General features: G+C 67.7%; 21 protein-coding genes. 15 read left to right on the top strand and 6 right to left on the bottom strand.

The annotated features are described in order from the left end of the window. Positions 1-11: 11 nt before the first annotated feature. The gene (locus BIU82_RS17605; RefSeq protein WP_253182838.1) at positions 12-1,385 is read right to left on the bottom strand and encodes an APC family permease; all 1,374 of its coding nucleotides are present in this window, start codon (positions 1,383-1,385) and stop codon (positions 12-14) included. Between the two features lie 90 nt (positions 1,386-1,475). Further along, the gene (locus tag BIU82_RS17600; protein WP_070350745.1) at positions 1,476-3,104 is read right to left on the bottom strand and encodes an amidohydrolase; all 1,629 of its coding nucleotides are present in this window, start codon (positions 3,102-3,104) and stop codon (positions 1,476-1,478) included. An 88-nt stretch (positions 3,105-3,192) separates the two neighbouring features. Between BIU82_RS17600 and BIU82_RS17595 the strand changes: the two genes are divergently transcribed. The 11 genes from BIU82_RS17595 to BIU82_RS17545 all read left to right on the top strand — a co-directional run bounded on the left by BIU82_RS17595 (position 3,193) and on the right by BIU82_RS17545 (position 13,242). Then, complete coding sequence (locus BIU82_RS17595) at positions 3,193-3,864, top strand: TetR/AcrR family transcriptional regulator C-terminal domain-containing protein (RefSeq protein ID WP_070350744.1); 672 nt, start codon at positions 3,193-3,195, stop codon at positions 3,862-3,864. Between the two features lie 40 nt (positions 3,865-3,904). Next, a complete protein-coding gene (locus BIU82_RS17590) occupies positions 3,905-4,720 on the top strand; it encodes a methyltransferase domain-containing protein (RefSeq protein WP_070350743.1) in 816 nt (271 codons plus the stop codon). A gap of 62 nt (positions 4,721-4,782) precedes the next feature. Beyond that, complete coding sequence (locus BIU82_RS17585; protein ID WP_253182837.1) at positions 4,783-5,121, top strand: type II toxin-antitoxin system prevent-host-death family antitoxin; 339 nt, start codon at positions 4,783-4,785, stop codon at positions 5,119-5,121. Further along, positions 5,082-5,480 (top strand): type II toxin-antitoxin system VapC family toxin, encoded by a 399-nt coding sequence (locus BIU82_RS17580; protein WP_070350742.1) that lies wholly within the window; start codon positions 5,082-5,084, stop codon positions 5,478-5,480. Before BIU82_RS17585 ends, BIU82_RS17580 begins: the two co-directional genes overlap by 40 nt. A 21-nt stretch (positions 5,481-5,501) precedes the next feature. Next, on the top strand, positions 5,502-6,125 hold the full coding sequence (locus BIU82_RS17575; protein WP_070350741.1) for a LysE family transporter: 624 nt from the start codon (positions 5,502-5,504) through the stop codon (positions 6,123-6,125). Between the two features lie 53 nt (positions 6,126-6,178). Beyond that, positions 6,179-7,384 carry an MFS transporter gene (locus tag BIU82_RS17570; RefSeq protein WP_070350740.1) on the top strand — a complete coding sequence of 402 codons (1,206 nt, stop codon included), beginning with the start codon at positions 6,179-6,181 and terminating at the stop codon, positions 7,382-7,384. Between the two features lie 9 nt (positions 7,385-7,393). Next, positions 7,394-8,308, top strand: coding sequence for an ABC transporter ATP-binding protein (locus BIU82_RS17565; protein WP_070350739.1), 915 nt, complete (start codon positions 7,394-7,396; stop codon positions 8,306-8,308). Between the two features lie 49 nt (positions 8,309-8,357). Beyond that, the gene (locus tag BIU82_RS17560; RefSeq protein ID WP_070350738.1) at positions 8,358-9,953 is read left to right on the top strand and encodes a hypothetical protein; all 1,596 of its coding nucleotides are present in this window, start codon (positions 8,358-8,360) and stop codon (positions 9,951-9,953) included. Positions 9,954-10,043: 90 nt separating this feature from the next. Next, positions 10,044-10,601, top strand: coding sequence for a low molecular weight protein-tyrosine-phosphatase (locus BIU82_RS17555; protein WP_070350737.1), 558 nt, complete (start codon positions 10,044-10,046; stop codon positions 10,599-10,601). Beyond that, positions 10,598-12,712: a chorismate-binding protein gene (locus tag BIU82_RS17550; protein ID WP_070350736.1), complete on the top strand. Its 2,115-nt coding sequence runs from the start codon at positions 10,598-10,600 to the stop codon at positions 12,710-12,712. The genes BIU82_RS17555 and BIU82_RS17550 overlap by 4 nt, the downstream gene beginning before the upstream one ends. Before the next feature lie 89 nt (positions 12,713-12,801). Beyond that, positions 12,802-13,242, top strand: a complete 441-nt coding sequence (locus BIU82_RS17545) for a hypothetical protein (RefSeq protein WP_070350735.1) — start codon at positions 12,802-12,804, stop codon at positions 13,240-13,242. A 70-nt stretch (positions 13,243-13,312) separates the two neighbouring features. Here the strand turns inward: BIU82_RS17545 and BIU82_RS17540 are convergent, their stop codons facing one another. The 3 genes from BIU82_RS17540 to cls all read right to left on the bottom strand — a co-directional run bounded on the left by BIU82_RS17540 (position 13,313) and on the right by cls (position 16,929). Beyond that, positions 13,313-13,759, bottom strand: a complete 447-nt coding sequence (locus BIU82_RS17540; RefSeq protein WP_070350734.1) for a hypothetical protein — start codon at positions 13,757-13,759, stop codon at positions 13,313-13,315. Positions 13,760-13,769: 10 nt separating this feature from the next. After that, positions 13,770-15,347, bottom strand: a complete 1,578-nt coding sequence (locus tag BIU82_RS17535; protein ID WP_070350796.1) for a hypothetical protein — start codon at positions 15,345-15,347, stop codon at positions 13,770-13,772. 109 nt (positions 15,348-15,456) lie between these two features. Beyond that, a complete protein-coding gene (gene cls, locus BIU82_RS17530; protein WP_070350733.1) occupies positions 15,457-16,929 on the bottom strand; it encodes a cardiolipin synthase in 1,473 nt (490 codons plus the stop codon). 69 nt (positions 16,930-16,998) lie between these two features. On the opposite strand from cls, the gene BIU82_RS17525 reads away from it, so the two are divergent. From BIU82_RS17525 to BIU82_RS17510, 4 genes are all read left to right on the top strand, one after another. Then, positions 16,999-17,940: an aminodeoxychorismate lyase gene (locus BIU82_RS17525; RefSeq protein WP_070350732.1), complete on the top strand. Its 942-nt coding sequence runs from the start codon at positions 16,999-17,001 to the stop codon at positions 17,938-17,940. A 127-nt stretch (positions 17,941-18,067) separates the two neighbouring features. Next, complete coding sequence (locus BIU82_RS17520; protein ID WP_070350731.1) at positions 18,068-19,378, top strand: MFS transporter; 1,311 nt, start codon at positions 18,068-18,070, stop codon at positions 19,376-19,378. 1 nt (position 19,379) lies between these two features. Continuing rightward, the gene (locus tag BIU82_RS17515; RefSeq protein WP_070350730.1) at positions 19,380-21,905 is read left to right on the top strand and encodes a glycoside hydrolase family 3 C-terminal domain-containing protein; all 2,526 of its coding nucleotides are present in this window, start codon (positions 19,380-19,382) and stop codon (positions 21,903-21,905) included. Positions 21,906-21,963: 58 nt separating this feature from the next. Next, on the top strand, positions 21,964-22,650 hold the full coding sequence (locus BIU82_RS17510) for a TetR/AcrR family transcriptional regulator (protein WP_070350729.1): 687 nt from the start codon (positions 21,964-21,966) through the stop codon (positions 22,648-22,650). A gap of 42 nt (positions 22,651-22,692) precedes the next feature. Here BIU82_RS17510 and BIU82_RS17505 read toward each other — a convergent pair whose 3' ends face one another. Beyond that, positions 22,693-24,264: an FG-GAP-like repeat-containing protein gene (locus tag BIU82_RS17505; RefSeq protein WP_070350728.1), complete on the bottom strand. Its 1,572-nt coding sequence runs from the start codon at positions 24,262-24,264 to the stop codon at positions 22,693-22,695. Positions 24,265-24,536: the final 272 nt, after the last annotated feature.

The following is a 24,536-nucleotide window of genomic DNA, read 5'->3' as shown; positions in this document are numbered from 1 at the left end:
CTCGACAGCGACTAGCCGAACGTCAGCTTCGGCGGGGCTTGGCGGAAGCCCTTGGTTCGGATGGCCAGGAACACGATGCCGGCGGCCATCCAGCACAGGCCCACGAGGAAGGAGCCCGGGGCCAAAGAGGTCCACAGCCAGATGGTCAGGGCGAAGCCCACCAGCGGCACCATCAGGTACTTGGCCAGGTCTGCGCCGGTCCGCCGCTTCTGGTCCACCACGAAGTGCTTGATTACTGACAGGTTCACCATGGAGAAGGCGAAGAGGGCGCCGAAGCTGATCATGGTGGCGGCCATTTCCAGGCTGAGCACCAGGGCCAACAGGGACACGGCGGACACGGTGACGGCGGCCAGGACCGGGGTGCCGCGGCGCGGGTGGAGTTTGCCGAAGGCGCGGGGCAGGAGACCGTCGCGGCCCATGGCGTAGATGATACGGCTGACGCTGACCTGGCTGGTCATGGCGGAGCCGATGCAGCCTGCCACGAACATCGCGATGAAAAAGGCGCTCAGCACAGGACCGCCTACCTTCTCCACGAGCTCGATACCGGCCGTATCCAGCGCGGTGAATTCGTGCCAGTCCGGGATGATGAGGCCGCCCACCCAGGCAACCACGATGAAGATGAGGCCGCCAAGCAGCGTGGTGATGACGATGGCACGGGGAATGTCGCGCTCGGCGTTCCGGGCGTCCTCGGACAACGTGGACACGGCGTCGAAGCCCAGGAAGGACAGTGCCAGCACGGCGGCACCGGCGAAGATCGGGCCGGCTCCCCCGGAGCCCGTCTCGAACGGAGCCGTGACGGACGGCGCCGGATTGCCGGACAGGTAGGAGATGGACAGGGCCACGAACACGATGATGATGACCACGGACACCGCCACGATCACGCCGCTGGACTTGCCCACGAATTTCACTCCGCCGGCGATGAAGGCCAGTACCAGCAGGATGCTTGCCAGCGCGAAGACCCAGCCCGGAATGGCCGGGAAGGCGGCGTTCATGTAGAGGCCGATCAGCAGGAAGTTGATCATCGGCAGGAACAGGTAGTCCAGCATGAGCGTCCAGCCGGTCACGAAACCGAGATGGCCGCCGAATGTCTGTTGGGTGTAGGAGTAGGCGCTGCCGGCGGCGGGGATGGCGCGGGAGAGCTTGGCGTAGCTGAAGGCCGTGAAGAGCATGGTGGCCAGGGCCACCACATACGCGGCAGCCAGGTGCCCGTCCGTGATCTGGGTGACCGTGCCGAAGGTGGTGAACACCGTGGGCGGGGCCATGTAGCTCAGGCCGAACATCACCAGGGCGGCCAGGCCCAGGACGCGGCGCAGGTGGGGCGGTCTTGCAGCGGAAGCGGCACCGGTCGCGGCGGCGAGCGGCGAAGCGTGGCTTTCAGTGTTCACGGACATCGTTGTCTTTCGGGTGGAGGGCTTTCGCCCGGTTGGGGAGGAGGAATGGGCGTGCGCCCAATGGGAGGAGGGAAGGATCGCGGCTTAATGCACGGTTTCGTGCTGGAAGGTGGGGCGCCCGGCCAGCCAAGTTCCGAGAACTTCGACGCCGGCAATCCGCTCAGCGGGAATTTCCGCCGGGTCTTCGGCGAGCAGCACCATGTCCGCACTCATGCCGGGCAGCAGGCGTCCCCAGCTCTTTTCGGCGAAGGCCTGGTGGGCCACGCCGGCGGTGTACGCCGTCAGGGCGGTCTCGACGTCGACCCTTTCGTTGGGCAGCCAGCCGCCCTCGGGGAGGTGGTCGGGGGTCTGGCGGGTGACCGCCGTCGCGAGTCCCGGTACGGGGTGGTGTCCGGTGACGGGCCAGTCGCTGCCGAAGGAGATGGTGACGCCGGCGGCGGCGAGGGTGGCGATGGGGTACTGCAGCTCGGCGCGGGGTGAGCCGAGCCGGGGGATGGTGAGTAGCTGCATGATGTCGTCCGAGCAGGCCCACAGGGGTTCGAAGTTCGCCACCACGCCGAGTTCCGCGAAGCGAGGGATGTCCGCAGGGTCGATCACCTGCAGGTGCGCGATCACGGGGCGGCGGTCCCGGGCTCCGTTGCGGCGGCGGACTTCCTCGAGCCCGTCCAGGGCCATGCGCACGGCGCCGTCGCCGATCGCGTGCAGGTGCAGCTGGAAGCCGAGGGCGTCGAAGGCGGCCAGGGCGTTGTGCAGGTCTTCACGTTCCCAGTTGGGCAGGCCGCTCTCCCCCGGCGCGTCGGCGTAGGGCGCCAGCATGCAGGCCGTATGGCTTTCGATGATGCCGTCGATGAAGAACTTGACGGTGTTCGCGGTGAGCAGGGGGCTGTCCAGCACACGGACGCGGCCACGTGCGGCGTCGAACGCTTCGGGCTGGTGCTGCCAGCCTGCCGGGTCCGCCCGGAAGGCGAGGTTGAGGCGCGCGGCGAGGCGTCCCCCCGCGGCGGCGGCTTCGTAGGCCGGCAGGTCATCGAGCTCCACCCAGGCGTCCTGCACCCAGGTGACGCCGGCAGCGGCATACCGTTCCGTGGCTGCGGCCAGCGCGTCCACGTGCTGCTGCAGGGTGAATCCGGGAGCCACCTTCGCCACGAGGTCGATCGCCCCGGGTTCCAGGAGCGTGCCGAGCGGGCTGCCGTCCGGGCGCCGGACGATCCGGCCGAGCGCCGGTTCAGGCGTGTCGCGGTCGATCCCGGCGGCCTTCAGGGCCGCCGTATTGACCCACACCGTGTGGTAGTCCCAGGCGCGCAGCATCACGGGGCGGTCCGCGACGGCGGCATCCAGCCATTCGGCGTCGAACATCCCGCCGGGCGCGATCGTAGCGTCATAGCTCGCCCCTATGATCCAGTCAGCATCCGGATGGGCGTCCGCCCATTCCCGCACCGAGGCGGCGATCTCCTCCACGGAGCGGCAGCTGCGGATCTGTGGGCCGAGGTCTTCCAGCCCGCCGTAGAGCGGATGTGCGTGACCGTCAGCGAACGACGGCGAGAGGTAGCCGCCTGCCAGGTCTACCGTTTCGTCGGCCTCGCCGAGCAGCGCCAGGGCGTCTTCGCCCACGGCGGTGATGACGCCGTTGCGGACGGCGAGCGCCGTGGCGCGGGCGTTCCCCTTTCCGGGAGGGGCCGCGACGGTTCCGCCGTGGAAGATGGTCAAGCTCATGCCGGCTCCAAATAAATTTAACGGGATTAAATTTCTTGGATCAAGGCTAGAGTGTGATTGAGGCAACAAGCAAGGGGCGAAGGGAAAAATGTCGGAAACCGCGGAACGCAGGGCAGGCCGTCCGGCCAAGAACGTGCTGGACCGGGAGCTCATCCTGTCCACGGCCATTACGGTCCTCAACCGGACCGGACCGGTGGATTTCACCATGTCCGCCCTGGCCGCCGAACTCGGCGTCAAGGCCCCGGCCCTCTACCACCACGTAGGCGGCAAGAACGACATCCTGGCGGGCATGCGCCAGTTCGTCACCGCAGGGATCGACTACGGCGTCTTCAAGACCCTGCCCTGGGATGAGGCCACCGTCATCTGGGCACGGTCCTACCGCGCCGCCTTCGCCGCGCACCCCTACGCCATCTCCCTGCTGGCCACGGTTCCGGTGACCGGAGCCCACCCCACGCTCGATATGTACGAGGAGGTATCCAAGGGCTTCCTGGCCGCTGGCTGGCCGGAAGAAAAGGTGGTCAGCGCCATGGTGGCCCTCGAAAACTTCATCCTCGGTTCGGCACTGGATGCCGTGGCCCCGGCGGACATGATGGAACCCGGAGACTACACCGGCAACGTTCCCACCTACACGGAGGCGCTGCGCGCCGGGGAACGTTCCACAAAGGCGCTCTCCCGCGCGGACCAGGCGTTCGAGCTCGGCCTCGCGGCCCTGGTGGCAGGGCTCGCGGCGCTCAAGTCCGGAACGCACGAAACGGCCTGATTCAGCGTGTCCCGGCGCCCCTCGGGAGTAGCGTTTCCCTATGAGTGAGCAGAAGCCGGACGACGTCTACACCCACGGCCACCACGAGTCCGTTGTACGGGCCCATGCGTCCCGCACGGCGGAGAATTCCGCGGCTTTCGTGATCCCGCATCTCAGCGCGGGAGTGTCCGTGCTCGACGTCGGCTGCGGACCGGGCAGCATCACCTGCGATTTCGCGGAGCTGGTGGCACCGGCGCAGGTCATCGGCCTGGACCGCTCCGCCGATGTGGTGGCCCATGCGGCCTCCCTCGCGGCAGAGCGAGGGGTGGAGAACGTCGAGTTCCGCACCGGCAACATCTATGACCTGGAGTTCGACGACGAAACGTTCGATTTCGTGCATGCGCACCAGGTGCTGCAGCACCTGACCGATCCGGTCGCCGCCCTGCGCGAGATGCGGCGGGTGGCCAAGCCGGGTGCGATCGTGGCCGTGCGCGACGCCGATTTCCACGGCATGAGCTGGTACCCCGAGGTCCCCGAACTGGACGACTGGATGGAGTTGTACCAGAAGATCGCCCGCCGCAACGGAGCAGAGCCCGACGCCGGCCGTCGCCTGGTCTCATGGGCCCAGCAGGCGGGATTCACCGAAGTCGCGCCCAGCAGCAGCAACTGGCTGTACGCCACGGCGCAGCAGCGCCGCTGGCAGGCGCGGGTGTGGAGCGAGCGGGTGCTGCATTCGGCCTTCGCCGAGCAGGCGCTCGAGTACGGCTTCGCGCAGGAAGCCGAGCTGGCCAGGATCGCCGCGGGCTGGCACCGCTGGGGTTCCACGGACGATGGCTGGTTCCTCATCCCGAACGGCGAGGTCATCGCCCGGGCGTAGCTTTTTCCACATAGCGGCATTGCCCGGTTCCGCCCTCGGAACGGCCTGAATAGCCTCGCCTCATGAGCTATTACTACGGCGATGAGCCGCCACCGTACTACGCGGCGGAGCCTTACTCCGCCGAGCTTGACCAACTAGACTTGGTCAACATGGGACAGTACAACGTCCAGGACGCCAAGACGCGTTTCTCCGAGCTTCTGAACCTCGTGGAACGCGGTGAGGATGTCGTCATCGCCAAAGCAGGCAAGCCTGTTGCCCGCTTGGTGAAGGTCGTACCGCCGTCCAAGCGGCGCCTGGGGTTCGTCAAGGGGCACCTGCCGGAAGACTTCTTCGAGCCGATGGGTGAGGAGGAACTGGAACAGTGGGAAGCGCCAATTATCTCCTCGACACCCATGCACTGATCTGGGCCCTGACGGAACCCCGGAAGCTCTCGGCCAAGGCACGGCGCACCATCCAGTCACTCGACCACCATCTGGCAGCCTCCGCGGCCACGGCCTACGAACTGGCCTACAAGCACAGGCTCGGACGGCTGCCCGGCCTCGACGGCCTGTTGCTCGGTTATCCCCGGCACATCGCAGAGCTGTGCGACGAGGAACTGCCCATCCGCAGCAACCACGCCTTCGCAGCGGGGCAGCTCGACTGGGACCACCGGGACCCCTTCGACCGGCTGATCGCGGCCCAAGCAATCGTCGAATCAATGGTGATCATCACGGCGGACCAGGAATTCCACGACTTCGGGCTCGTGGAAACCCTCTGGTAGCAGCAGGCCTAAGATTGATCAGTGCAGTTCTCCCTTTGGCTGGCCCTCGTCGGCGCCGGCACCCTGATCAGTTTCACCCCGGGCGCGGGCGCCATTTCCACCATGAGCAACTCGCTCAATTCGGGCTTCCGCCGTTCCATCTGGGGCATCCTCGGCCAGCAGCTGGCGCTCGTCATCCACATCGTGATCGTGGCGCTTGGCGTGGGCGTGCTCGTGTCCAGCTCGCCGGTGATCTTCAACGTCATCCGCTACGCAGGCGCGGCCTACCTCGTGTATCTGGGCATCCGGCAGTTCATGCACAAGCCGGACCTGGACAAGGAGAAGGTCGAATCCCGGCGGAACGAGCCGGCCCTGTCCATGTTCCAGCGCGGGGTCTGGGTGAACCTGCTCAATCCCAAGGCCATCGTGTTCTTCCTGGCCTTCATGCCGCAGTTCATCCGCCCGGACCAGCCGCTCCTCCAGCAGTACCTGGTCCTCGCGGTCACCGTGGTGGTCATCGACATCCTGGTCATGTGGTTCTTCTTCGCCCTGGCCGCCAGGTCGTTCCAGCGTTTCACCCACAATGAGCACGGCCAGAAGATCCTCAACCGCTCCTTCGGTTGCCTCTTCGTCCTGGTCGGCATCCTTCTCGCCGTCATCCACTAGCCAGCCGCCCGAGGCACCTGCCCCGAACGGAGCGGCCGGAAGAACAGGAAGCCATGCACACAGCAACGCACCCCAAGGCGCCGCTGTACGCCGCGGGCTTCGTCACCGCCTTCGGTGCCCACAGCATCGCCGCCGGCATGGGCGCCCAGAGCGACAACATCGGGCTCACCCTGCTGGGACTGGGCGTGCTGCTCGCGGCCTACGACGTCGCAGAGGTTTTCCTGAAGCCCGTCTTCGGCGCCTTGAGCGACAGGATCGGCAGCAAGCCGGTGATCGTCGGCGGCCTGCTGGCCTTTGCGGTCCTGTCCCTTCCGGGCCTCTGGGGCAGCGATCCGCTGATGCTCGGCATCGCCCGCCTTGGCCAAGGCGCGGCGGCGTCGGCCTTCTCCCCGGCGGCATCGGCGATGGTGGCCCGGCTCGCCGCAGGCAAGAACGCCGGAAGCTACTTCGGAAAATACGGCTCGTGGAAGAGCCTGGGCTACGTGATCGGTCCGCTGATCGGCGCGGGACTGATCTTCGCGGGCGGCTTCGCCCTCCTGTTCGCCGTGCTTTCGGCCTTGGCCGTGGCCGCTGCCCTCTGGGTCCTGTTCCGGGTCCCGCACCTGCCGCCGCTGCCCCGCCAGCGCTACACCGTCGTCGACCTCTTCCGCCAGGTGAGCGAACGCCGCTTCCTGGTTCCCACCACGGTGCTCGCAGCCTCGATGGCCGCCATGGGCGCGGCCATCGGTTTCCTTCCTGCCCTGGCCACCCGGCACGGGCTCGGCCCCGTGGCCGGCACCGCCACCGTCAGTGTCCTGGCCATCGCGTCCCTGCTCACCCAGCCGAGGGTCGGGCGGATGCGGGACGAAGGACGCATCAAGGACAACCGCGGCATGGTCACCGGCCTGCTCATCACAGCAGCCGGCGTCGCACTGGTCGCAACCATCCCACACCCGGCCACCCTCTTCATCGCGGCGGCGGCCATTGGCACCGGCGTCGGCATTGCCACTCCCCTCGGCTTTGCCCACCTGGCGGACACCACGCCGCCCGAACGCATGGGCCGCACCATGGGATCCGCCGAGCTCGGCAGGGAACTCGGCGACGCCGGTGGCCCGCTCCTCGTGGGAGGCATCGCCACCGCCACAGCCCTGCCGTTCGGGCTCGGCGCCCTGGCCCTGCTGGTCGCCGCCGCCGCGCTGCCACGCCTGCCGCAACCCCGTCTGGAGGCACCGGAGCCGCCACCGCAGAACACCATTCCAGCGGAGCCCGGCCCGGAGTAGTCTCGGTCCATGGCTGCTGTGATCAGCATCGCGGGCCTGGAAAAATGCTTCGGGCGGTCCGTGGCCCTGGACGGCCTGGACCTGGAGGTCAGCGAGGGCGAAGTCCACGGATTCCTCGGCCCCAACGGCGCGGGCAAATCCACCACGCTGCGGATCCTTCTCGGGCTGCTGCGGGCGGACGCCGGAACCGTGCGCGTGCTTGACGGCGACCCCTGGCGCGACGTCGTCACCCTCCACCGGCGCATCGCCTACGTTCCCGGCGACGTAAACCTCTGGCCCGGGCTGAGCGGCGGCGAAGCGATCGACCTGCTTGGCAGGCTGCGCGGCGGGCTGGACGAACAGCGCCGCGCAGAGCTCCTGGGCATCTTCGAACTGGACCCCACCATCCGCGGCCACGCCTACTCGAAGGGCAACCGGCAGAAGGTGGCGATCGTGGCCGCCCTGTCCTCCAACGCCGAAGTGCTCATCCTCGACGAGCCCACCTCCGGATTGGATCCCCTCATGGAGGCCACGTTCCGCCGGGAAATCCGCCGCGAAAAGGCCCGTGGCCGCAGCGTGCTCCTGTCCAGCCACATCCTGGCCGAAGTGGAGTCGCTGGCGGACCGGATCAGCATCATCCGCAAGGGCAAGGTGGTGGAAACCGGAAGCCTCGAACAGATGCGCAGCCACGCCCGCACCAATGTGGCCGCAACCCTCGACGGCGGCGCGGCCCGCACCACCGCGGCGCCCGCCCTTACGGCACTGCCCGGAGTCCGGGACCTGCTGCTCGAGGGCAGCCGGGTCCATTTCAGCGTCGACGACGGCGGCCTGGCGGCGGCGATGAACACGCTGGCCGCGTTCGGCGTGAGCGCGCTGACGGTCACCCCGCCGAGCCTGGAAGACCTGTTCCTGCAGCACTACGGCGAGCGCGGCAGCCAGGCATGAGCCGCGGCAGCCAGCCATGAGCCCCGGCAGCCATGAGCACAGGCCGGCCATGAGCGGTACTCCGTTCACCGGGACCACGGCCCTATTGCGGCACGCGCTGCGGCTGGACCGCTGGAAGCTGCTGCCGTGGCTGCTGGTGTTCGGGGCCTTCCCCATGATGAGTTACGCGGCCTATGCCTCCGTGTTTTCCACGCCGCTTGAAGCGAGGGCGCTGCAGCTCAGCCTGGGCTCCAACCCGGCGTTTTCCTTGTTGTTCGGCCAGCCCGGGGACCTTGGCACGGCGGCGGGATTCACCACGTGGCGCGTGCAGATGTTCGGCATGTTCTTCGCGGCCCTGATGGCTGTCTTCGCCGTCACCCGGCACACCCGCGCGGCGGAGGAATCCGGACGTGCGGAACTGCTGGATTCGGGCGTGGTGGGCCGGCATGCCCGGCTGGCGTCCGCCGTCGTGCTGGCCTGGCTGGCGTCCGCGGCAGTGACGGCACTGGTGGAGCTCGCGCTGATGGCTGCGGGTTCGCCGACGGGGCCGGCATTTGCCTTGGGGAGCGCCTTCGGCGGGATGGGCCTGGCATTTGCCGGGGTTGCCGCGGTGACGGCGCAGCTTGGCTCCAGCGGCCGCACCGCAAACACCCTCGCCGCAACCGTGCTGGGGACCAGTTACCTGCTGCGTGGCCTGGGCGACACCCTCGACAACGCGGAGTGGCTGCTGTGGACCAACCCGATGGGCTGGGCGGAGCAGATCCGGCCGGCCTCGGAGAACGACTTCCGCCCGTTGCTGCTCCTGCTGGCGGTCGCCTTGGCGCTGACGGCCCTGGCCGCTTGGCTGGAGTCGCGCCGGGATTTCGGAATGGGCATGATCGCGCCGCGCGGCGGCCCGGCCCGGGGGCGGCTTGGAACGTGGGGCCTGACGGTGCGGCTGAACGGCGGCGCGTTCTGGACGTGGGGCATCGTGTTCATCGCGCTGGGTTCGGTCTACGGGCTGGTGGCCACCACCATGTCCACGGTGTTCCGGGACAATCCCTTCGTGCGACAGATGATCACGTTCCGGCTGGCCACCGAGGAGCAGTTGCTGTTCGCCTTCGTGGAAGTGCTGCTGCTGGTGCTGGCGTTCATCGGCGGCGTTTTCGGCATCCAGGTGGTCCTGCGTTTCCACGCCGAGGAGGACGAGGGCCGGGCCGAATGGCTTCTCTCCGCGCCGCTGTCCCGGCTGGCCTACGCCGCGCCCACCGTGGTGCTGGCCGCCGTCGGGCCCGCGCTCGGAATGGCGGCCGGCGCCGCGGCACTGGCTACGTCCGCCCGGATGGCCGGCTCGGAACTGGACACCGCACAGGTGGTGGCCCAGGGCCTGGCGGAGGTCCCGGCACTGTGGCTCGCGGCCGCCGTCGCGCTTTTCCTGGTGGGCCTGGCGCCGCGGGCTCGGGCGGTGGCCTGGCTCCTGCTGGTGTACTGGCTGCTGCTGACCATGTTCGGGCCGGTGCTGGAAGCGCCGGAGTGGCTGATGGGCACCAGCCCCTTCCATGTGGTCCCGAATGTCACCGATTCCGCTCCGGACTGGACGCCTGTGCTGTGGACCCTGGCGATCGCCACCGGGCTGGTGGTTGCCGGGCTCGCCGGGTACCGCCGTCGGGACCTGTCCGGACGGTGAGGCAGCGCGAGCGGCTGCGGCAGAGCGAAAATGACGGCCGCAGGACACCTCAACTAGCCAACAGGCGGCGGCACCGGCAATGCTTGCAGCATGTATTCCGCGTCCCGCCCCTACCGCATCATCACCGTCTGCACCGGCAATATCTGCCGCTCCCCCATGGCGGAACTGATGCTGAAGGAAACGTTCGACGCCGAGGGGCTGGCCGGCGTCGTCAGCGTGGACTCCGCCGGGACCACCTCCTATGAGGTGGGGCGGCCGATCGATCCGCGCGCCGCGCGCAAGCTGGCAGCGCACCACATTGTGTCCGCTTCCCATGTGGCGCGGGCGTGGCAGCCGGAGTGGTTCCGGGAGCGGGACCTCATCCTTGCGCTGGACGTGGACCACTTCGGCTGGCTGCAGGACGCCGCACTCCAGCAGGGAACCCAGGAAGACCTGGCGAAGATCAGGATGTTGCGCAGCTTCGATCCCGCGGTGGCCGGCAGCAACACCCTGGACCTCGGCATCGATGACCCGTGGTACGGCGGGCACCGCGACTTCGACACCACCTGGGACCTCATCCACGCCGCCGTCCCGGGAATCGTGGAGTTCACCCGCGCCGCCCTCGCCGGAAAACACGGCGACCCCCAGCAGGTAACCTCTATTCCATGACTCCAGCACCCGTGATCATCGCCGTCGATGGCCGCTCCGGAGCAGGAAAGACCACCCTCGCCGTCGAACTGGCGGCACGGCTGCGCGAGCATCACAAGGTATCGCTCTTCCACCTCGAGGACATCTATCCCGGCTGGAACGGCCTCAGCGCGGGCATCGAACGGTATGTCACCACGGTCCTGGCTCCGCTGCGCCGGGGCGTGGCCGCCGAATGGGTCAGCTGGGACTGGGAAAAGCACTACGACGGCGCCGCACACACCACGCTGCCGGCCGAAATCGTCGTGGTCGAGGGCGTGGGCGCGGCCGCCGAAGCCGCAAGGCCCCTGCTGGACGCCGTGATCTGGGTGGAAGCTCCCGTGGAGGACCGACGCCGGCGCGCAATCGAACGGGACGGCAGTGGCTACGAACCGTTCTGGGACACCTGGGCAGCCCAGGAACAGGAATGGCTCGAATCGGACGACGTCCCGGCCCACGCGGACATCCACGTCCTGAACAAGGCCAACGGCGACGCCCCGGATGACGTCATGCAGGCCTTGAACTACCTCCCGGGCCTCGCCTCCGTCCTGGCCCCCGAGCTGTCCGCCCGCCGCGGGCTGAAGCTGCTGTCCGAACGGATCGACGCAGTCCCGGGAACCGAGGCGCTCTTCCAGGCCCTCCACGGTTCCTCTGACACCGCGGTCTGGCTGGACTCCTCCAACGCGGAAACCGCCCGCACGGATGCGTCTCCTGAGGCCGCCGCCCGCAGCCGCTTCAGCATCATGGCCGACGACGGCGGCAGCTTCGGCCAGTCCGTGCTGCACCGCTCCGGCACCACCCTGGTGAGCGCCGGATGCGCCACCGCCACCGTCTCCGGCCCGTTCTTCCGCTGGCTGGACACCGTCTGGGGCCGGCGGGCCCTGCGCGCCCCGGAAGGCTACGAGTGCGAGTTCACGCTCGGCTGGCTCGGCTACCTGGGCTACGAGCTCAAGCGCGAAAGCGGCGGCAACGACATCCCCGCGGACACCCCGGACGCCGCCCTGTTGTTCGCAGGCCGCGCCGTGGTGGTGGACCACCGCGAAAGCGCGGTCTGGCTGCTCGCCCTGGACGCTCCCGACGCCGGAACCTGGCTGGAGCGCGCCCGCGCGGCGGTGCGGGACTCAGCGGTGCGGGACTCAGCTGTGCGGGACTCAGCGGTGCTGGACGCGGCGGACGCCGGACACCGGAACGCCCCCGCCGCCGTCGAGCCCTCCCCGCAGACGCTCCCCGTTCCCCTCCCGCCGCGGTTCACCGCACGCGACACCCGCTCCGATTACCTGCGCAAGATCAAGGAATCCCAGCACGAAATCGCCGAGGGCAACAGCTACGAAATCTGCCTGACCACCACCGTCAGCGCCCCGGACCCGGGACTGGATCCGTGGCAGAGCTACCTGGCGCTGCGCCGCCGCAACCCGGCCCCGTTCGCGAGCTACCTCCGCTTCGGCCCCCTGACCGTCGCCAGCACCTCCCCCGAACGTTTCCTGCGCATCGCCTCCGACGGCGCCATGCGGGCCGAGCCCATCAAGGGCACCCGGGCCCGCGCCAACGACCCCGTGATCGACGGGCACCTCCGCAAGGACCTGGAGACCTCGCTCAAGGACCGGGCCGAGAACATCATGATCGTGGACCTGCTCCGCAACGACCTCAGCCACTTCGCCGTCCCCGGATCGGTAACCGTCAGCCGGCTGTGCGCAATCGAAAGCTACGCCACGGTGCACCAGATGGTCAGCACCATCGACGCACAGCTGCGGCCGGGCGCCCCCCGCGCCGAAGCCGTGGCGGCCGCGTTCCCGGCGGGCTCCATGACCGGCGCCCCGAAGATCAGCACCATGGACATCCTGGACCGGCTGGAGGACGGCCCGCGCGGCGTGTATTCCGGGGCCATCGGCTACTTTTCGCTCAACGCGGCGAGCGATCTCGCCGTCGTGATCCGGACCCTCGTGATGAACCGCGACGGCGACGGCGGACGCACGCTTTCGCTCGGCGTCGGCGGTGCCATCACCGCTGATTCGGAGCCTTCGGACGAGTACGAGGAGATCCGGACGAAAGCCTTCGGCGTGCTGTCCACGCTCGGCGCGGAGTTCCCGGAGGACTGATTTCCGGCCCGCCCCGCGGGAAGCGGAGGGGAGAACTCCCCATTCCCATTCCATGCGGTGCCCCGCCGATCCACGTAGGGTTGGGGAGCATGAAGAAACTTCTCGCAACGATCGCCCTGGCCGGCGCCGCGTGCCTGACCGCGTGTTCGCCCGGCGGCGGCACCCCCGCACCCAGCACTGAAGCGCCCAGCACTCCGGCAGAGACGCCGTCCTCAAGCCCGGCAGAGTCGCCGTCCGCGGCCGCCGGCGGAGTGAAGGAATCCTGCGAACTCTTCAACTCCCTGTACGCCGAATACGCGGCCACGGGCAATGACGACGCCGATGCTTTCGACGACATCTACCTGCGCGCCGATGAGGCAAAGGCCACGGCCCCGGAGGAAGTCTCCGGCCTGTTCTCGGCCCTGAGCCTGCTGGCCCTGGACCGTTCCCTCGGCGAGGCACCGTCCCAGGAATCCAAGGACGCCATCCAGGACGCGTTCCTGTCCAGCTCCGCAGCGTGCAGCGCCGAGGGCGTCACGCTCAAGCTCTAAGCCTTCCTTACAACAGCAAAGCACCGGGCCCCTTCGCGGGACCCGGTGCTTTGCTGTTTGTCGGGAGGAATCAGCCGAGGCTGATGGCGCCGACGATCTCCTTCAGGCGCTCGGCCTGCGGTTCCTTCGCGGCGTCGGTGACCGGCCAGACCACCAGGACGCCGATAAAGCGTCCATTCTCAAGAACGCCGACGGCGGAGGCCACCTTCGCGGTGCCGTCCGGGTCCTGGAAGCCGACCATGACGGCGTACGCGTCCTTGCCTTCCAGGTCCAGGGCGCCTTCGGCGAGCTGGGTGCCGCCGCGCTCGTCCAGGTAGTAGGCGGACATGAGGTGGGCCCAGCCGGTGGCCTGCGGGGCATCAGAGACGGCGTTGTCGTCCTTGATGACGGTCACCAGGACGTTGCCGAGGAGGCCGTACTGCTCGGTGTTGGGGCCTGCGGTGGATTCAGGCAGGGCCTGGGTGAATTCGGGGAAGTCGGCGGTAAAGCCCAGCGGGGATTCAATGTGCACAGTCATGGGGTTGCTCCTAGAGTCGCTCGAGCTTCGTATCGTTCGCAACCTTGTGGAACGTGGTCACGTTGGTGGTCACCTGGCTCTCGGTGGAGACCTTGACCTCACCGGCCTTGAGGTCGATGCCGGCCTCGTTGGACGCGGTCACCACGCTGTTCACCTGGACGGTGGCGGAACCGGCGTCGTACAGCTTTGCGGCGTCCTGCCCGGCGGCAACGGTGTTGCCAAGGGCGACATTCCGGATGTAGCTGTCGATGATCTCCTTGTTCTCCGGAGTGTAGTCAATATCAATCTTGACCGTACCCTGTGCCCCGGAGGTGACGCTTGACTCGTAACCGGTCTGGCCTGCGCCCTTCGCTTCCACGCCGTCAACCGCGCCGGTTGCGACGGTGCCTTCCATGGACAAGGAGATGGAGTCGATGTTGTTGTCCTTGCTCATGTTAACCTCCAGGCCGCCCTTGCCGGAGGCCTCGAAGCGCTGGCCGTCCAAGTCCAGGTTGCCGGACGCCGAGACTTCGCCGCTGGCCTTGGATGTTCCGTCGCTCAGGTTCTTCTCGTAGGAGAGGGCCAGCTGGGCGTCGAAGGAAGCGTCGCCCGTTTCCCCATTTGCCTCCAGGGAGAAGGTGCCCTTGGCTTTGTCCACGTGGCCGTCTGCTCCGTGGTCCTCAGCGGCGTCATTGATCCGGTCCAGCACATAGCCCGGCGGGTTGGACGCCACGTCCTTGACGTCGCCCAGGCTGTCCGGCGGGAGCTCCCTGAACATCTGTGCCTGGGCGGCCTTGGCTTCTTCGATGCTGTCGAACTTGTATTCGCGGGAAACCTCGCCGCTGAGCGTTGCGCCGACTGATCCGGAGGGATCGTTGACGCCCAGGCCCAGGTTGCCGTGGACCTTCATGGTGGCCGTGCCGTCGGCGTTCTCCACGATTTCGGTGCCGACTTCGGCGCCGCCGTGCACCCAGGCCACCCGGGCCTCGATGCCGGCCTTGGAGGATTCCTTGTAGACCGGAATGTCGCCTTTGGCCTGTTCGTGCAGGAACTTGCGGGCTTCAGCCTGCGCGGAGTCCGGCACGCCGCCGTCCATCTGCATGATCTGCTTGGCGGTCTCTTCATTGCTGAGCAGGTACTTCTTGTCCTCTTCGGACAGGCTCTTCCACCACTCCGCCTGCTCTTCCGGGCTGGCCTTGAGCATCTTCTCGGCGCCCTCGGTGAGCTCCTTGCGGTGCTCCTGGAGCTCCGCCGCTTCCTTGGCGCGCTGCGCCAGCCAGTCACGGACGGCGTCGATCTTCTCCTGCATCTTCTCCAGGAAGGTCATGCTGGTACTGCCGGTGCTACGGTTTGAAGCCTGTTCCTGCTCGTCGGCATGCTTCATGAGCGTCTTGGAGTTCTGCCGCAGGCTCTCCACCACCTTGTTCAGGCTGGGGCGGTGGCTGCCGGTCCAGTCCTGCTTGAAGCGTTCGGCGTCCTGGCCTTTCCACGGGGCCGCCATGATCTGCCCCTGCAGGGACGCTGCCTTGGTGCTCAGCAAGGTGGCCGCTTTGTCGGCTGCCTTGGCCAAGGCGCGAAGCTGGTCAACATCTGCGCCGTAGAAAGTCATGTTTCCCCCCGGGGAAGAGTGCGGTTGGTAGTGGAGCTTGTCCAAATCCTTGCACGGACCCCACCATGCCGCCATGGGCAACACTCCCCATCACCGCAGGTGGGAGGGCCTATTGCAGGGTTGCGGTGAGCCTGGCCACGTTGTCCACGTACTTGGCGAGCATGGGCCGGTGCAGCCAGTCAGCGAGTGTCAGCTCGAAGCTTTCCTCCCGGTAGGCCACCTCCACGGAGCGCATCAGGTCCACGGTTTCAGCACCCAGGAGCATCACGGAAACCTCCATGTTGAGCGAGAAGGAACGCATGTCCATGTTGCTCGAACCCAGCACCGCCACCTCGTCGTCAATGGTGAAGTGCTTGGCGTGCAGCACGTACGGCGCCCGGTACAGGTAGATCCGCACCCCGGCTTCCAGGAGCGCTTCGTAGTAGGAGCGCTGGGCATGGTGGACCAGGAACTGGTCACCCTTTTCGGAAACGAACAGTTCCACGTCCACCCCGCGCTGGGCCGCGGTGGTGATGGCGTACAGCAAGGAGTCATCCGGCACGAAGTACGGGCTGCAGATCGAAATCCGGTGCTGGGCCGAGTAGATCAGGGTGTTGAAGAGCCGCAGGTTGTTCTCGGTGACGAACCCCGGCCCGCTGGGCACCACCTGGGCCGTGACGCGGCCGCGGCGGGGGTCCTCCGGCAGTTGCAGCTGGGCTTCAAGGGACTCGTCCGTTTCGCTGAGCCAGTCGGTGGCGAACACGACGTTCAAAGTCGCCACGATCGGCCCTTCCAGCCGGGCCATGAGCTCCACCCATTTGCGGCCCGCCCGGCGGTGGCGCGGGTTGTTGTAGGAAGGCTCGATCAGGTTCTGGGACCCAGTGAAGGCGATGTCGCCGTCGATCACCAGGATCTTGCGGTGGTTCCGCAGGTCCGGGCGGCGCCACTGGCCGTGGATGGGCAACAGCGGCAGCATGCGCTTCCATTGGATCTTGCTGGCCTTGAGCCGGCGGAGCAGGCGCCGGTATCCGGGCACGCGCAGCGAGCCGATGTGGTCGAACAGGAGCCGGACGGCGACTCCCCGTTCCGCCGCCTTCTCAAGTTCCGTGAGCAGCGGGTCAGTGACGGCGTCGCTGCTCATGATGTAGAACTCGGCGTTGACGTACGTCCTCGCCCCGCGGATGGCTTCCGTCATGGCGTCGATGGATTCCTGGTAGCCCGGGATCAGCTGCACCGAGTTGCCGTCCACCATGGGCAGCGAGCCGAGCCGGCGGTTCAGCTCCGCCGCGGAGCTCACCCATTCGGGCCCGGAGTATTTGCTCACGACGTCGGCCATCGCCGAGACGCCGGAACGCACCCTTTCGTTGACTTCCGCCTGCTGCTCGCGGCGGCGCCGGGACAGGCGGAAGTTGCCGAACAGCAGGAAGAGCACGAAGCCGATGGAGGGAACCAGGAAGACGGCCAGCAGCCAGGCCATGGCGGTGGTGGGGCGGCGGTTTCCGGGGATGATGCCCAGCATGACGATGCGCAGGATGATTTCGGCGAGCGCCCACAAGGCCAAGGGCCAGGTCCAATCGGTCCCCACCTCGAAAGGAAATAGCACTCAACAACCCCCACGTTCCCATTGCTGTTTGGGTCCAGCGTAACCGGCGCCCCGCACTAAGCTGGTGGCATGACGCTTCCCGCTCCCACGGTTCTCGTGTTCCTTGATCCTGCCTTCGAGAACGGCCGCGTTGCCGACGCCACGCAGCCCCAGCTGATGGCGACTGACCTGGGTGCCACGCGCGGTGACGGCGTCTTCGAGTCCATGCTCGCCGTCGGCGGCCATGCACGGAAGGTACAGGCTCACTTGAACCGCCTGGAGGCCTCGGCCCGGGCGCTGGACCTGGCCATCCCGGAGCAGGACGCCTGGCGCCGCGCCATCGACACCGCCATCACCGAATACCGGGAACAATTCCCGGCTCCGGAGCCGGAGTCGGACGAGGTGGTGGTGAAGCTGCTGGTGACCCGAGGGGTCGAAGGCGCAGCCGCTCCCACCTGCTGGATCCAGGCTTCGCCGTCCCCCGCGGGCGGCCGCCGGCAGCGCGAGACGGGAATCGACGTCGTGCTGCTGGACCGCGGCTTCGACGCCGAAGCGGGCGAGCGCGCTCCCTGGCTGCTGCTCGGGGCCAAGACGCTGTCCTATGCGGTGAACATGGCGGCGCTGCGCTACGCGCACAAGCAGGGCGCCGATGACGCGATCTTCATCTCCAGCGACGGCCGCGTGCTGGAGGGCCCGACGTCGACGGTGCTGCTGGCGCATGTGGAAACGGTCGACGACGGCAGCGGCTCCCAGCGCACGGTCAAACGGCTGATCACTCCGCAGCTGGACAGCGGCATCCTGCCCGGAACCTCGCAGGGGGCGCTGTTCGCGAAGGCGAAGGCTGCCGGGTGGGAGCTCGGTTACGGTCCGCTGGTCACCCAGGACCTGTACGACGCCGACGCCGTGTGGCTGATTTCCAGCATCCGGCTGATCGCGCCGGTGAACCACATCGACGGCCGGGAAATCGGCTCCCCCGCCGTGCGCAAACAGCTTACGGATGAGCTGAACGAGCTGTTCGCGGGCATCGAGTAGCCCGAAAAACTTCGCCGCACCCTCTTGTCATCCACGTCACTCCTGAAATAGTTTATGTTCACTATTAATCATTAGTCCGGCGGCAGCGATGGCGCGTGCCCCGGCCCGGCCTCCCGGAGTGACATCGATGTCCATCGGAAACCACAATGTCCTGGCCCCGCGCTTTGGCGGAAAACGGCCCACCACCGCCTGCGGCGAAAAGCCCACCGAACCCAAAGGCCCGCTGTTCATCGCGGCTCTCGCCTTCGCCCAGTTCTCCCTGTTCGTCGCGCTGCTTGGCCCTGTCATGGTGTCCATGGCGCTCAAGGCAGGCACCCTGAGCTCCAGCCCCACGGAACTGACCAGCATTGTCGGGAACGTGCTGGGCGCCGGCGCCCTCGCCGCGGTGATCGGCAACGCCCTGTTCGGCCGCCTCTCGGACCGCACCCGCTCACGCTTCGGCCGCCGTCGGCCCTGGATCATCGGCGGCGTACTGGTCATGGCCGCCTCCCTCTGGGTCATCAGCGCCGCGCCCAACGCCGGCGTCATGACGGCGGGCTGGTTCGTGGCGCAGCTCGGCGCCAACGCAGCTTTCAGCCCCTTCATCGCCACCCTCGCAGACCAGCTGCCGGAGAAGCAGTACGCCCGGGTCTCGGCCATGGTGGGCATCATGCAGAACGTGGGCATCCTGGGCGCCACCTGGTTCGCCTCGCTGCTGTCCTCCAACATGCTGGCGCTGTTCATGGTCCCGGCGCTCATCGGCGTGGTGGGCATGGTGGCCTATGCGCTGATCCTGCCCGATCCCGTCCTCACCACCGCCCCGCCGCGCTTCAACCTGGCCGAACTGCTCAAGACGTTCTGGGTGAACCCGCTCCGCCAGCCGGACTTCGCCTTGGCCTGGTGGTCCCGCTTCCTCATCATCCTGGCTTCCTTCATGTTCACCTCCTTCCGCCTGCCGTTCATCACGGACCGCCTGGGCATCGACGCGAAGGAGGGCGCCGGCACCGTGTTCACCGGCGTGCTCATCTACACGATCGCCCTGGTGGGTGCGGGCTACGCGGCAGGCTGGATTTCGGACCGCACGGGCCGGCGCAAACTGCCCGTGGTTGTGGCCACCGCGTTGTTCGCGGTAGGCACCTACCTGCTGATGCACGTGGGCACGGTGGGCCAGTTCTACGCCGTGGAAGCCGTGCTGGGCGTGGCGTTCGGCATCTACATGAGCGTGGACATGGCCCTGGTGCTGCAGGTCCTTCCCAATCCGCAGGACACCGGGAAGGATCTTGGCGTCTTCAACATGGCCAACGCCCTGCCGCAGTCCCTGGCTCCGTTCCTTGGCGCAGCCCTGCTCGCCGCCACCACCCCCGGCGCCCAGCCCAACTACGGGCTCCTGCTCGGCGCCGCGGCTGCGCTCTGCCTCGTCGGCGCGTTCGTGGTGCTGCCCATCAAGAAGGTGAAATGACATGACCCTCACTCAAAACACCCAGCCGGACACGCTCGCCGCACTCGCCCCGGTGGTCGCGCAGCTCTCCCTGGAGGAAAAGGTGGAGCTGCTCACCGGCGAAACCGCCTTCACCCTGCCTGGCAACGAGGGGATCGGGCTCGCCCCGCTGGCGTTCTCCGACGGCCCCACCGGCGTCCGCGGGCTGAAGTTCTACGGAGGTGACGCCGTCGCGCTTTTCCCCAACGCCACCCTGATCTCCGGCTCCTGGGACGACGCGATCGCCGAAGAGGTCGGCGGAATGCTCGCCGAGGAGGCGCACCGCCAATCCATCCACGTGGTCCTCGGCCCCACCATCAACCTGCACCGCTCCGCCCTGGGCGGCCGCCTGTTCGAAGGCTATTCGGAAGACCCGTACCTCACGGGCCGCACCGCTTCCGCGTACGTGCGCGGGCTGCAGGCGCGCGGCACCGCCGCCTGCCTGAAACACCTCGTGGCCAACGAATCCGAAACCCTGCGCAACTTCATGGATTCCCGCGTCTCGGACACCGCGCTGCACGAGGTGTACCTGCTGCCCTTCGAAATGGCCGTGGAGGACGCAGGCGCCTGGTCAATGATGGCCGCCTACAACGACATCAACGGCGTTCCCGCCACCGAGCACGGACACATCCAGAACAGCATCGTGAAGGACGGCTGGGGCTGGGACGGGCTCATCATGAGCGACTGGTACGCCACCAAGCGCACAGTCGAATCCGCCAACGGCGGCATGGACCTGGTGATGCCCGGGCCGGACGGGCCGTGGGGTGAGCGGCTCGTAGCCGGCGTCCGCCGCGGCGACGTTTCCGAGGAAACCGTGAACGACCATGTGGCCCGGCTGCTGCTGCTGGCCCAACGCACCGGCGCCCTGGGGAACTCCACGCCTTTCCAGTCCGGCATGCCCGCCCCGGACGCCCCCTCGCGCCGGGAACAGCTGCGCCGGATCGCGGCCCGCGGCATGGTGCTGTTGAAGAACGACGGCGGCGTGTTGCCGCTGGCTGATGATCCCACCGCCGGCGACCCCGCCGGCCGGATCGCCCTGATCGGGCGCGCCGCGCTCGACACCGTCTGCATGGGCGGCGGATCGGCCCAGGTCACCCCGCCCTACCAGGTGTCCATCGCCGAAGGATTCGCCGCCGCGATGGGCGGCCGGGTGGACGTGGTGGACGGCGTGGACGTGCGCCGCCGTCCCAAGCCGGCGTCGCCGTCGTTCATCACGGACCCGCTCAGCGGCAGGCGCGGCCTGCGCGTGGCCTACCTCGACGCCAACGGCGAAGTGATCAAGGAGGAGTACCAGGAGGGCAGCACCGTCAGCGTCGGTTTCGATGACGCCCGCGAGGTGCCGCCCGCCGCGGTCCGCTTCACCACGGTCCTGGCCAACGACGCCGGCCGGGTGCGCCTGGGCGGTTCGGGCGCCGGACGCTGGACCATCGAGGCCGCCGGACAGGCCTTCACCGCCGAGGTCCGGCACAGCGGCTTCGACCCCGGCGAAGCCGTGCTGCGGCCGCCGATGGTTTCCGAGGTGCTTGAGCTGCCGGCCGGCGCCAAGGTCACAGCGACGGTGGAACTCGCGCAGGTGGACTGGGCCGCCGAACTCGCAGCCCGCCCCGAAATCCGCCTCGCAGAGGAAAGCCACATGCTCCACACCGGCTCGTTCACCGCCGTCGCCTTCGTGGCGGAGGCCGCAGGCCCCGGCGACGATCTGCGGCTGGCCGCCGCGGAGGAGGCCGCCCGCGCGGCCGGGACCGCCGTCGTCGTGGTTGGCCTCACGGAAGAAGACGAAACGGAAGCGGCGGACAAGGCCACGCTCGCGCTGCCGGGCCGGCAGGACGAAATGGTACGCCGGGTCGCCGCGGCGGCGGAGCGCACGGTGGTGGTCGTCAACGCCGCGACGCCCGTGCTGATGCCGTGGCTGGGTGACGTGGACGCCGTGCTGGTTGCCGGGCTGCCCGGACAGGAAGGCGGGCACGCCGTCGCGGACGTCCTCAGCGGCGCTGCCGAACCCGCCGGACGCCTGGTCACCAGCTACCCGGCGGCAGACGGCGCCGCCCCGGCCTGGAACGTCACGCCCGAAGCGGACCTTGGCCTGGACTACACGGACGGAACCGCCATCGGATACCGCGGCTGGTACGCCGGCAACGCCGCCGCGCCGCTGTTCTGGTTCGGCCACGGCCTGGGCTACGGCTCGTGGGAATACGGCGAGGCGCGCCTGCTGGAATCCTCCGGCGCACCGGCCGTGGAAGTCACGGTCCGCAACACCTCAGCCCGCGCGTCCCGCGAAACCGTGCAGCTCTACTTCGCCCCTGCGGAGCCGGGCCAGCCCGTGCGCCTGGCGGGCTACGCGGGAGTCGAGGTGGAGGCGGGTGCGACGGCGGCCGTCACCGTTGCGTGCGATCCGCGGCTCTTCCGGCGCTGGGACGAGGAAGCGGGAGGCTGGCAGCCGCTGACGGCGGGCGAACTGCTCGTGGCGCGCGGCCTCGGCGACATCCGGGCCCGGGTATCGTTGCAGTGACCCACGCCCGGGAGGCGGCCGCCGCCTCCCGGGCGTCAATCCGAGCCAGGAGTTTTTCGTGAGCGCACCGTCCGCACCGGAGTCCCAGCCGGCACAGGATCCGCAGCCCGCACAGGACCCCCAGCCCGCACGACGCCGTGGCAGCGGCCGGCCGAAGGGCGCGGACAGTGCCGCCCGCAGGGAGGAAATCCTCGCCACGGCCGCGCAGGTGTTCTCCGAAGACGGGTTCCGGGCCACCTCGATGAGCACCATTGCGCGGGCCTGCGGGCTCAGCCAGACCGGCCTCATCCATTACTTCCCCACCAAGGACGTGCTGCTGGACGCCGTGATGGCGCGGCGGGACCAGATCGACCAGGCCGTGGCCCTCGCCCCCGCGGACCGGGAACTCCGTGGCTGGGACCGCCTGGCAGCGAACGCAGCCTTGGTGCGACACAACCAGGGGCAGCCGGGGATCGTGCGGCTCTTCACCACCATGGCCGGCGAGGCCGTGGACCGCACGCACCCGGCGAATTCGTGGCTGGTGGCCCACCACCGGGATGCCGCCGCCAAGTTCCGTGAAGCTTTCGCGGAAGCGGACGACGACGGCCACCTCGCCCCGGACGCCCCGGTGGAGGCCATGACGCGGCTGCTGATCGCCGCGATGGACGGACTTCAGCTCCAGTGGCTCAGCGACCCCGAGTACGGGGAAATGGCTCCGGACTATGAAGTGCTGCTGCAGACCTTCCGGGAGCGTTGGGGACGCTAGGGCTTACTCCAGGCTGGGCGGACGGATTAGGACGCAGGCGCCTTAGGAGACGAGCGCCGTCATGGTGTTCCACCCGCCGCCAACACGCACCCGCGGCAACCAGCCACCAAAACCATTCCCCGGGTACAACCACAACGAACCCGAGGAATCACGCGCCAACAAATCAACCCGGCCATCACTGTTGAAATCACCCGGCCCCACCAAAGCCGTCATCACATTCCAACCACCACCAACACGCACCCGCGGCAACCAGCCACCAAAACCATTCCCCGGGTACAACCACAACGAACCCGACGAATCACGCGCCAACAAATCAACCCGGCCATCACTGTTGAAATCACCCGGCCCCACCAAAGCCGTCATCACATTCCACCCGCCGCCAASACGCACCCGCGGCAACCAGCCACCAAAACCATTCCCCGGGTACAACCACAACGAACCCGAGGAATCACGCGCCAGCAGGTCAACCCGGCCATCACTGTTGAAATCACCCGGCCCCACCAAAGCCGTCATCACATTCCAACCGCCACCAACACGCACCCGCGGCAACCAGCCACCAAAACCATTCCCCGGGTACAACCACAACGAACCCGAGGAATCACGCGCCAGCAGGTCAACCCGGCCATCACTGTTGAAATCACCCGGCCCCACCAAAGCCGTCATCACATTCCAACCACCACCAACACGCACCCGCGGCAACCAGCCACCAAAACCATTCCCCGGGTACAACCACAACGAACCCGACGAATCACGCGCCAACAAATCAACCCGGCCGTCGCTGTTGTAGTCCTTCCCCTGGGACTCCTCGATGACCGTGACGGTGTTGCTTCCGGAGTCGGCCACGAACACGGCGTGCGTGCCGGGATCAACTGCAATCCCTGAAGGGTAGGCGCCCACCGGCACGGTTCCGATCCGGCTTGTTCCCTTGAGGATGGAGACCATGAACTCCTCAGGGTGGGTCACATAGATTGCGTGGGTCTCCGGATTAATGGCCAGGGCATACGGGGCGCTGGTACCAAAGGGGTTGGCGTTGGTGACCTGAGTACCGTTGACCACGTGCAATTTCGGCGTCTTGAAGTTGACGGCGTAGACCACGTGCGTGCCAGGATCCACGGCCACACCAAGCACCCCGGCTTCGAGGGGCACCGTACGGGTGACCGACTCCCCGTCGATGACAGACAGGGAGCCGCCGAGGAAGTTGCTGACGTACGTGGTGTGCGTCCCCGGATCCACGGCAACGCCTGCTGGCCCATCGCCTACTGGAATGGTGCTGGTTACCGCTCCCCCATTGATCACGGAGACAGAGTCGGCATCGTGATTGCTCACGTAAACGGCGTGGGTCGCCGGATCCACGTCCACCCATACCGGGCCGGCACCCACCGGAATGGTCTTCGTGACGGCGTTGTTTTGGATCACGGACACGGAATTGTCTGCGTAATTGGCGACGTAGACCGTTTGGGTACCCGGGTCTACAGCCACTCCCAGAGGCGTAGTTCCCACGGGGACTGTGGCCCTCGACCCTGTCCGGCCGATGACCGACACCGTGTTGTCACCGGAGTTGGTCACGTACAGCGTGTCCGTGGAAGGATCCACGGCAACGAACTCCGGTGTCATCCCAACGGGGATGATTCCGCTTACGGCTTCCACGGCGTGCGCGCCGGTGGTGCTCGGCGGAGCGGCCACGAGCGTTACCGAAAGAGCAATGGTCCCAAGAAGACCCAGAAAAGACACACGAGGCACTGACTGCTTCCCTTCAAATCACGGTTGAAGGGCAGTGTTTATGCGGATTCTTCAGCAACAAGCCCCCTTGGAAGGGAACCGTATTACGGGTGAACGGAGTTGGCAACAATTTGCAAGTCACACTGCCGGAACTCCCGTCACGGCCT

The sequence above is a fragment of the Arthrobacter sp. SW1 genome (genome assembly GCF_001766675.1).
Taxonomy (GTDB): Bacteria; Actinomycetota; Actinomycetes; order Actinomycetales; family Micrococcaceae; genus Arthrobacter.
The sequence above is the reverse complement of the archived record's forward strand: the minus strand, read 5'-3'. Positions and strand labels throughout refer to the sequence as shown.

Coding starts and splice junctions, on each gene's coding strand:
- BIU82_RS17600 (WP_070350745.1), bottom strand. CDS start 3,104: ATGAGCTTGACCATCTTCCACGGCGGAACCGTCGCGGCCCCTCCCGGA.
- BIU82_RS17595 (WP_070350744.1), top strand. CDS start 3,193: ATGTCGGAAACCGCGGAACGCAGGGCAGGCCGTCCGGCCAAGAACGTG.
- BIU82_RS17590 (WP_070350743.1), top strand. CDS start 3,905: ATGAGTGAGCAGAAGCCGGACGACGTCTACACCCACGGCCACCACGAG.
- BIU82_RS17585 (WP_253182837.1), top strand. CDS start 4,783: ATGAGCTATTACTACGGCGATGAGCCGCCACCGTACTACGCGGCGGAG.
- BIU82_RS17570 (WP_070350740.1), top strand. CDS start 6,179: ATGCACACAGCAACGCACCCCAAGGCGCCGCTGTACGCCGCGGGCTTC.
- BIU82_RS17565 (WP_070350739.1), top strand. CDS start 7,394: ATGGCTGCTGTGATCAGCATCGCGGGCCTGGAAAAATGCTTCGGGCGG.
- BIU82_RS17560 (WP_070350738.1), top strand. CDS start 8,358: ATGAGCGGTACTCCGTTCACCGGGACCACGGCCCTATTGCGGCACGCG.
- BIU82_RS17555 (WP_070350737.1), top strand. CDS start 10,044: ATGTATTCCGCGTCCCGCCCCTACCGCATCATCACCGTCTGCACCGGC.
- BIU82_RS17550 (WP_070350736.1), top strand. CDS start 10,598: ATGACTCCAGCACCCGTGATCATCGCCGTCGATGGCCGCTCCGGAGCA.
- BIU82_RS17545 (WP_070350735.1), top strand. CDS start 12,802: ATGAAGAAACTTCTCGCAACGATCGCCCTGGCCGGCGCCGCGTGCCTG.
- BIU82_RS17540 (WP_070350734.1), bottom strand. CDS start 13,759: ATGACTGTGCACATTGAATCCCCGCTGGGCTTTACCGCCGACTTCCCC.
- BIU82_RS17535 (WP_070350796.1), bottom strand. CDS start 15,347: ATGACTTTCTACGGCGCAGATGTTGACCAGCTTCGCGCCTTGGCCAAG.
- BIU82_RS17525 (WP_070350732.1), top strand. CDS start 16,999: ATGACGCTTCCCGCTCCCACGGTTCTCGTGTTCCTTGATCCTGCCTTC.
- BIU82_RS17520 (WP_070350731.1), top strand. CDS start 18,068: ATGTCCATCGGAAACCACAATGTCCTGGCCCCGCGCTTTGGCGGAAAA.
- BIU82_RS17515 (WP_070350730.1), top strand. CDS start 19,380: ATGACCCTCACTCAAAACACCCAGCCGGACACGCTCGCCGCACTCGCC.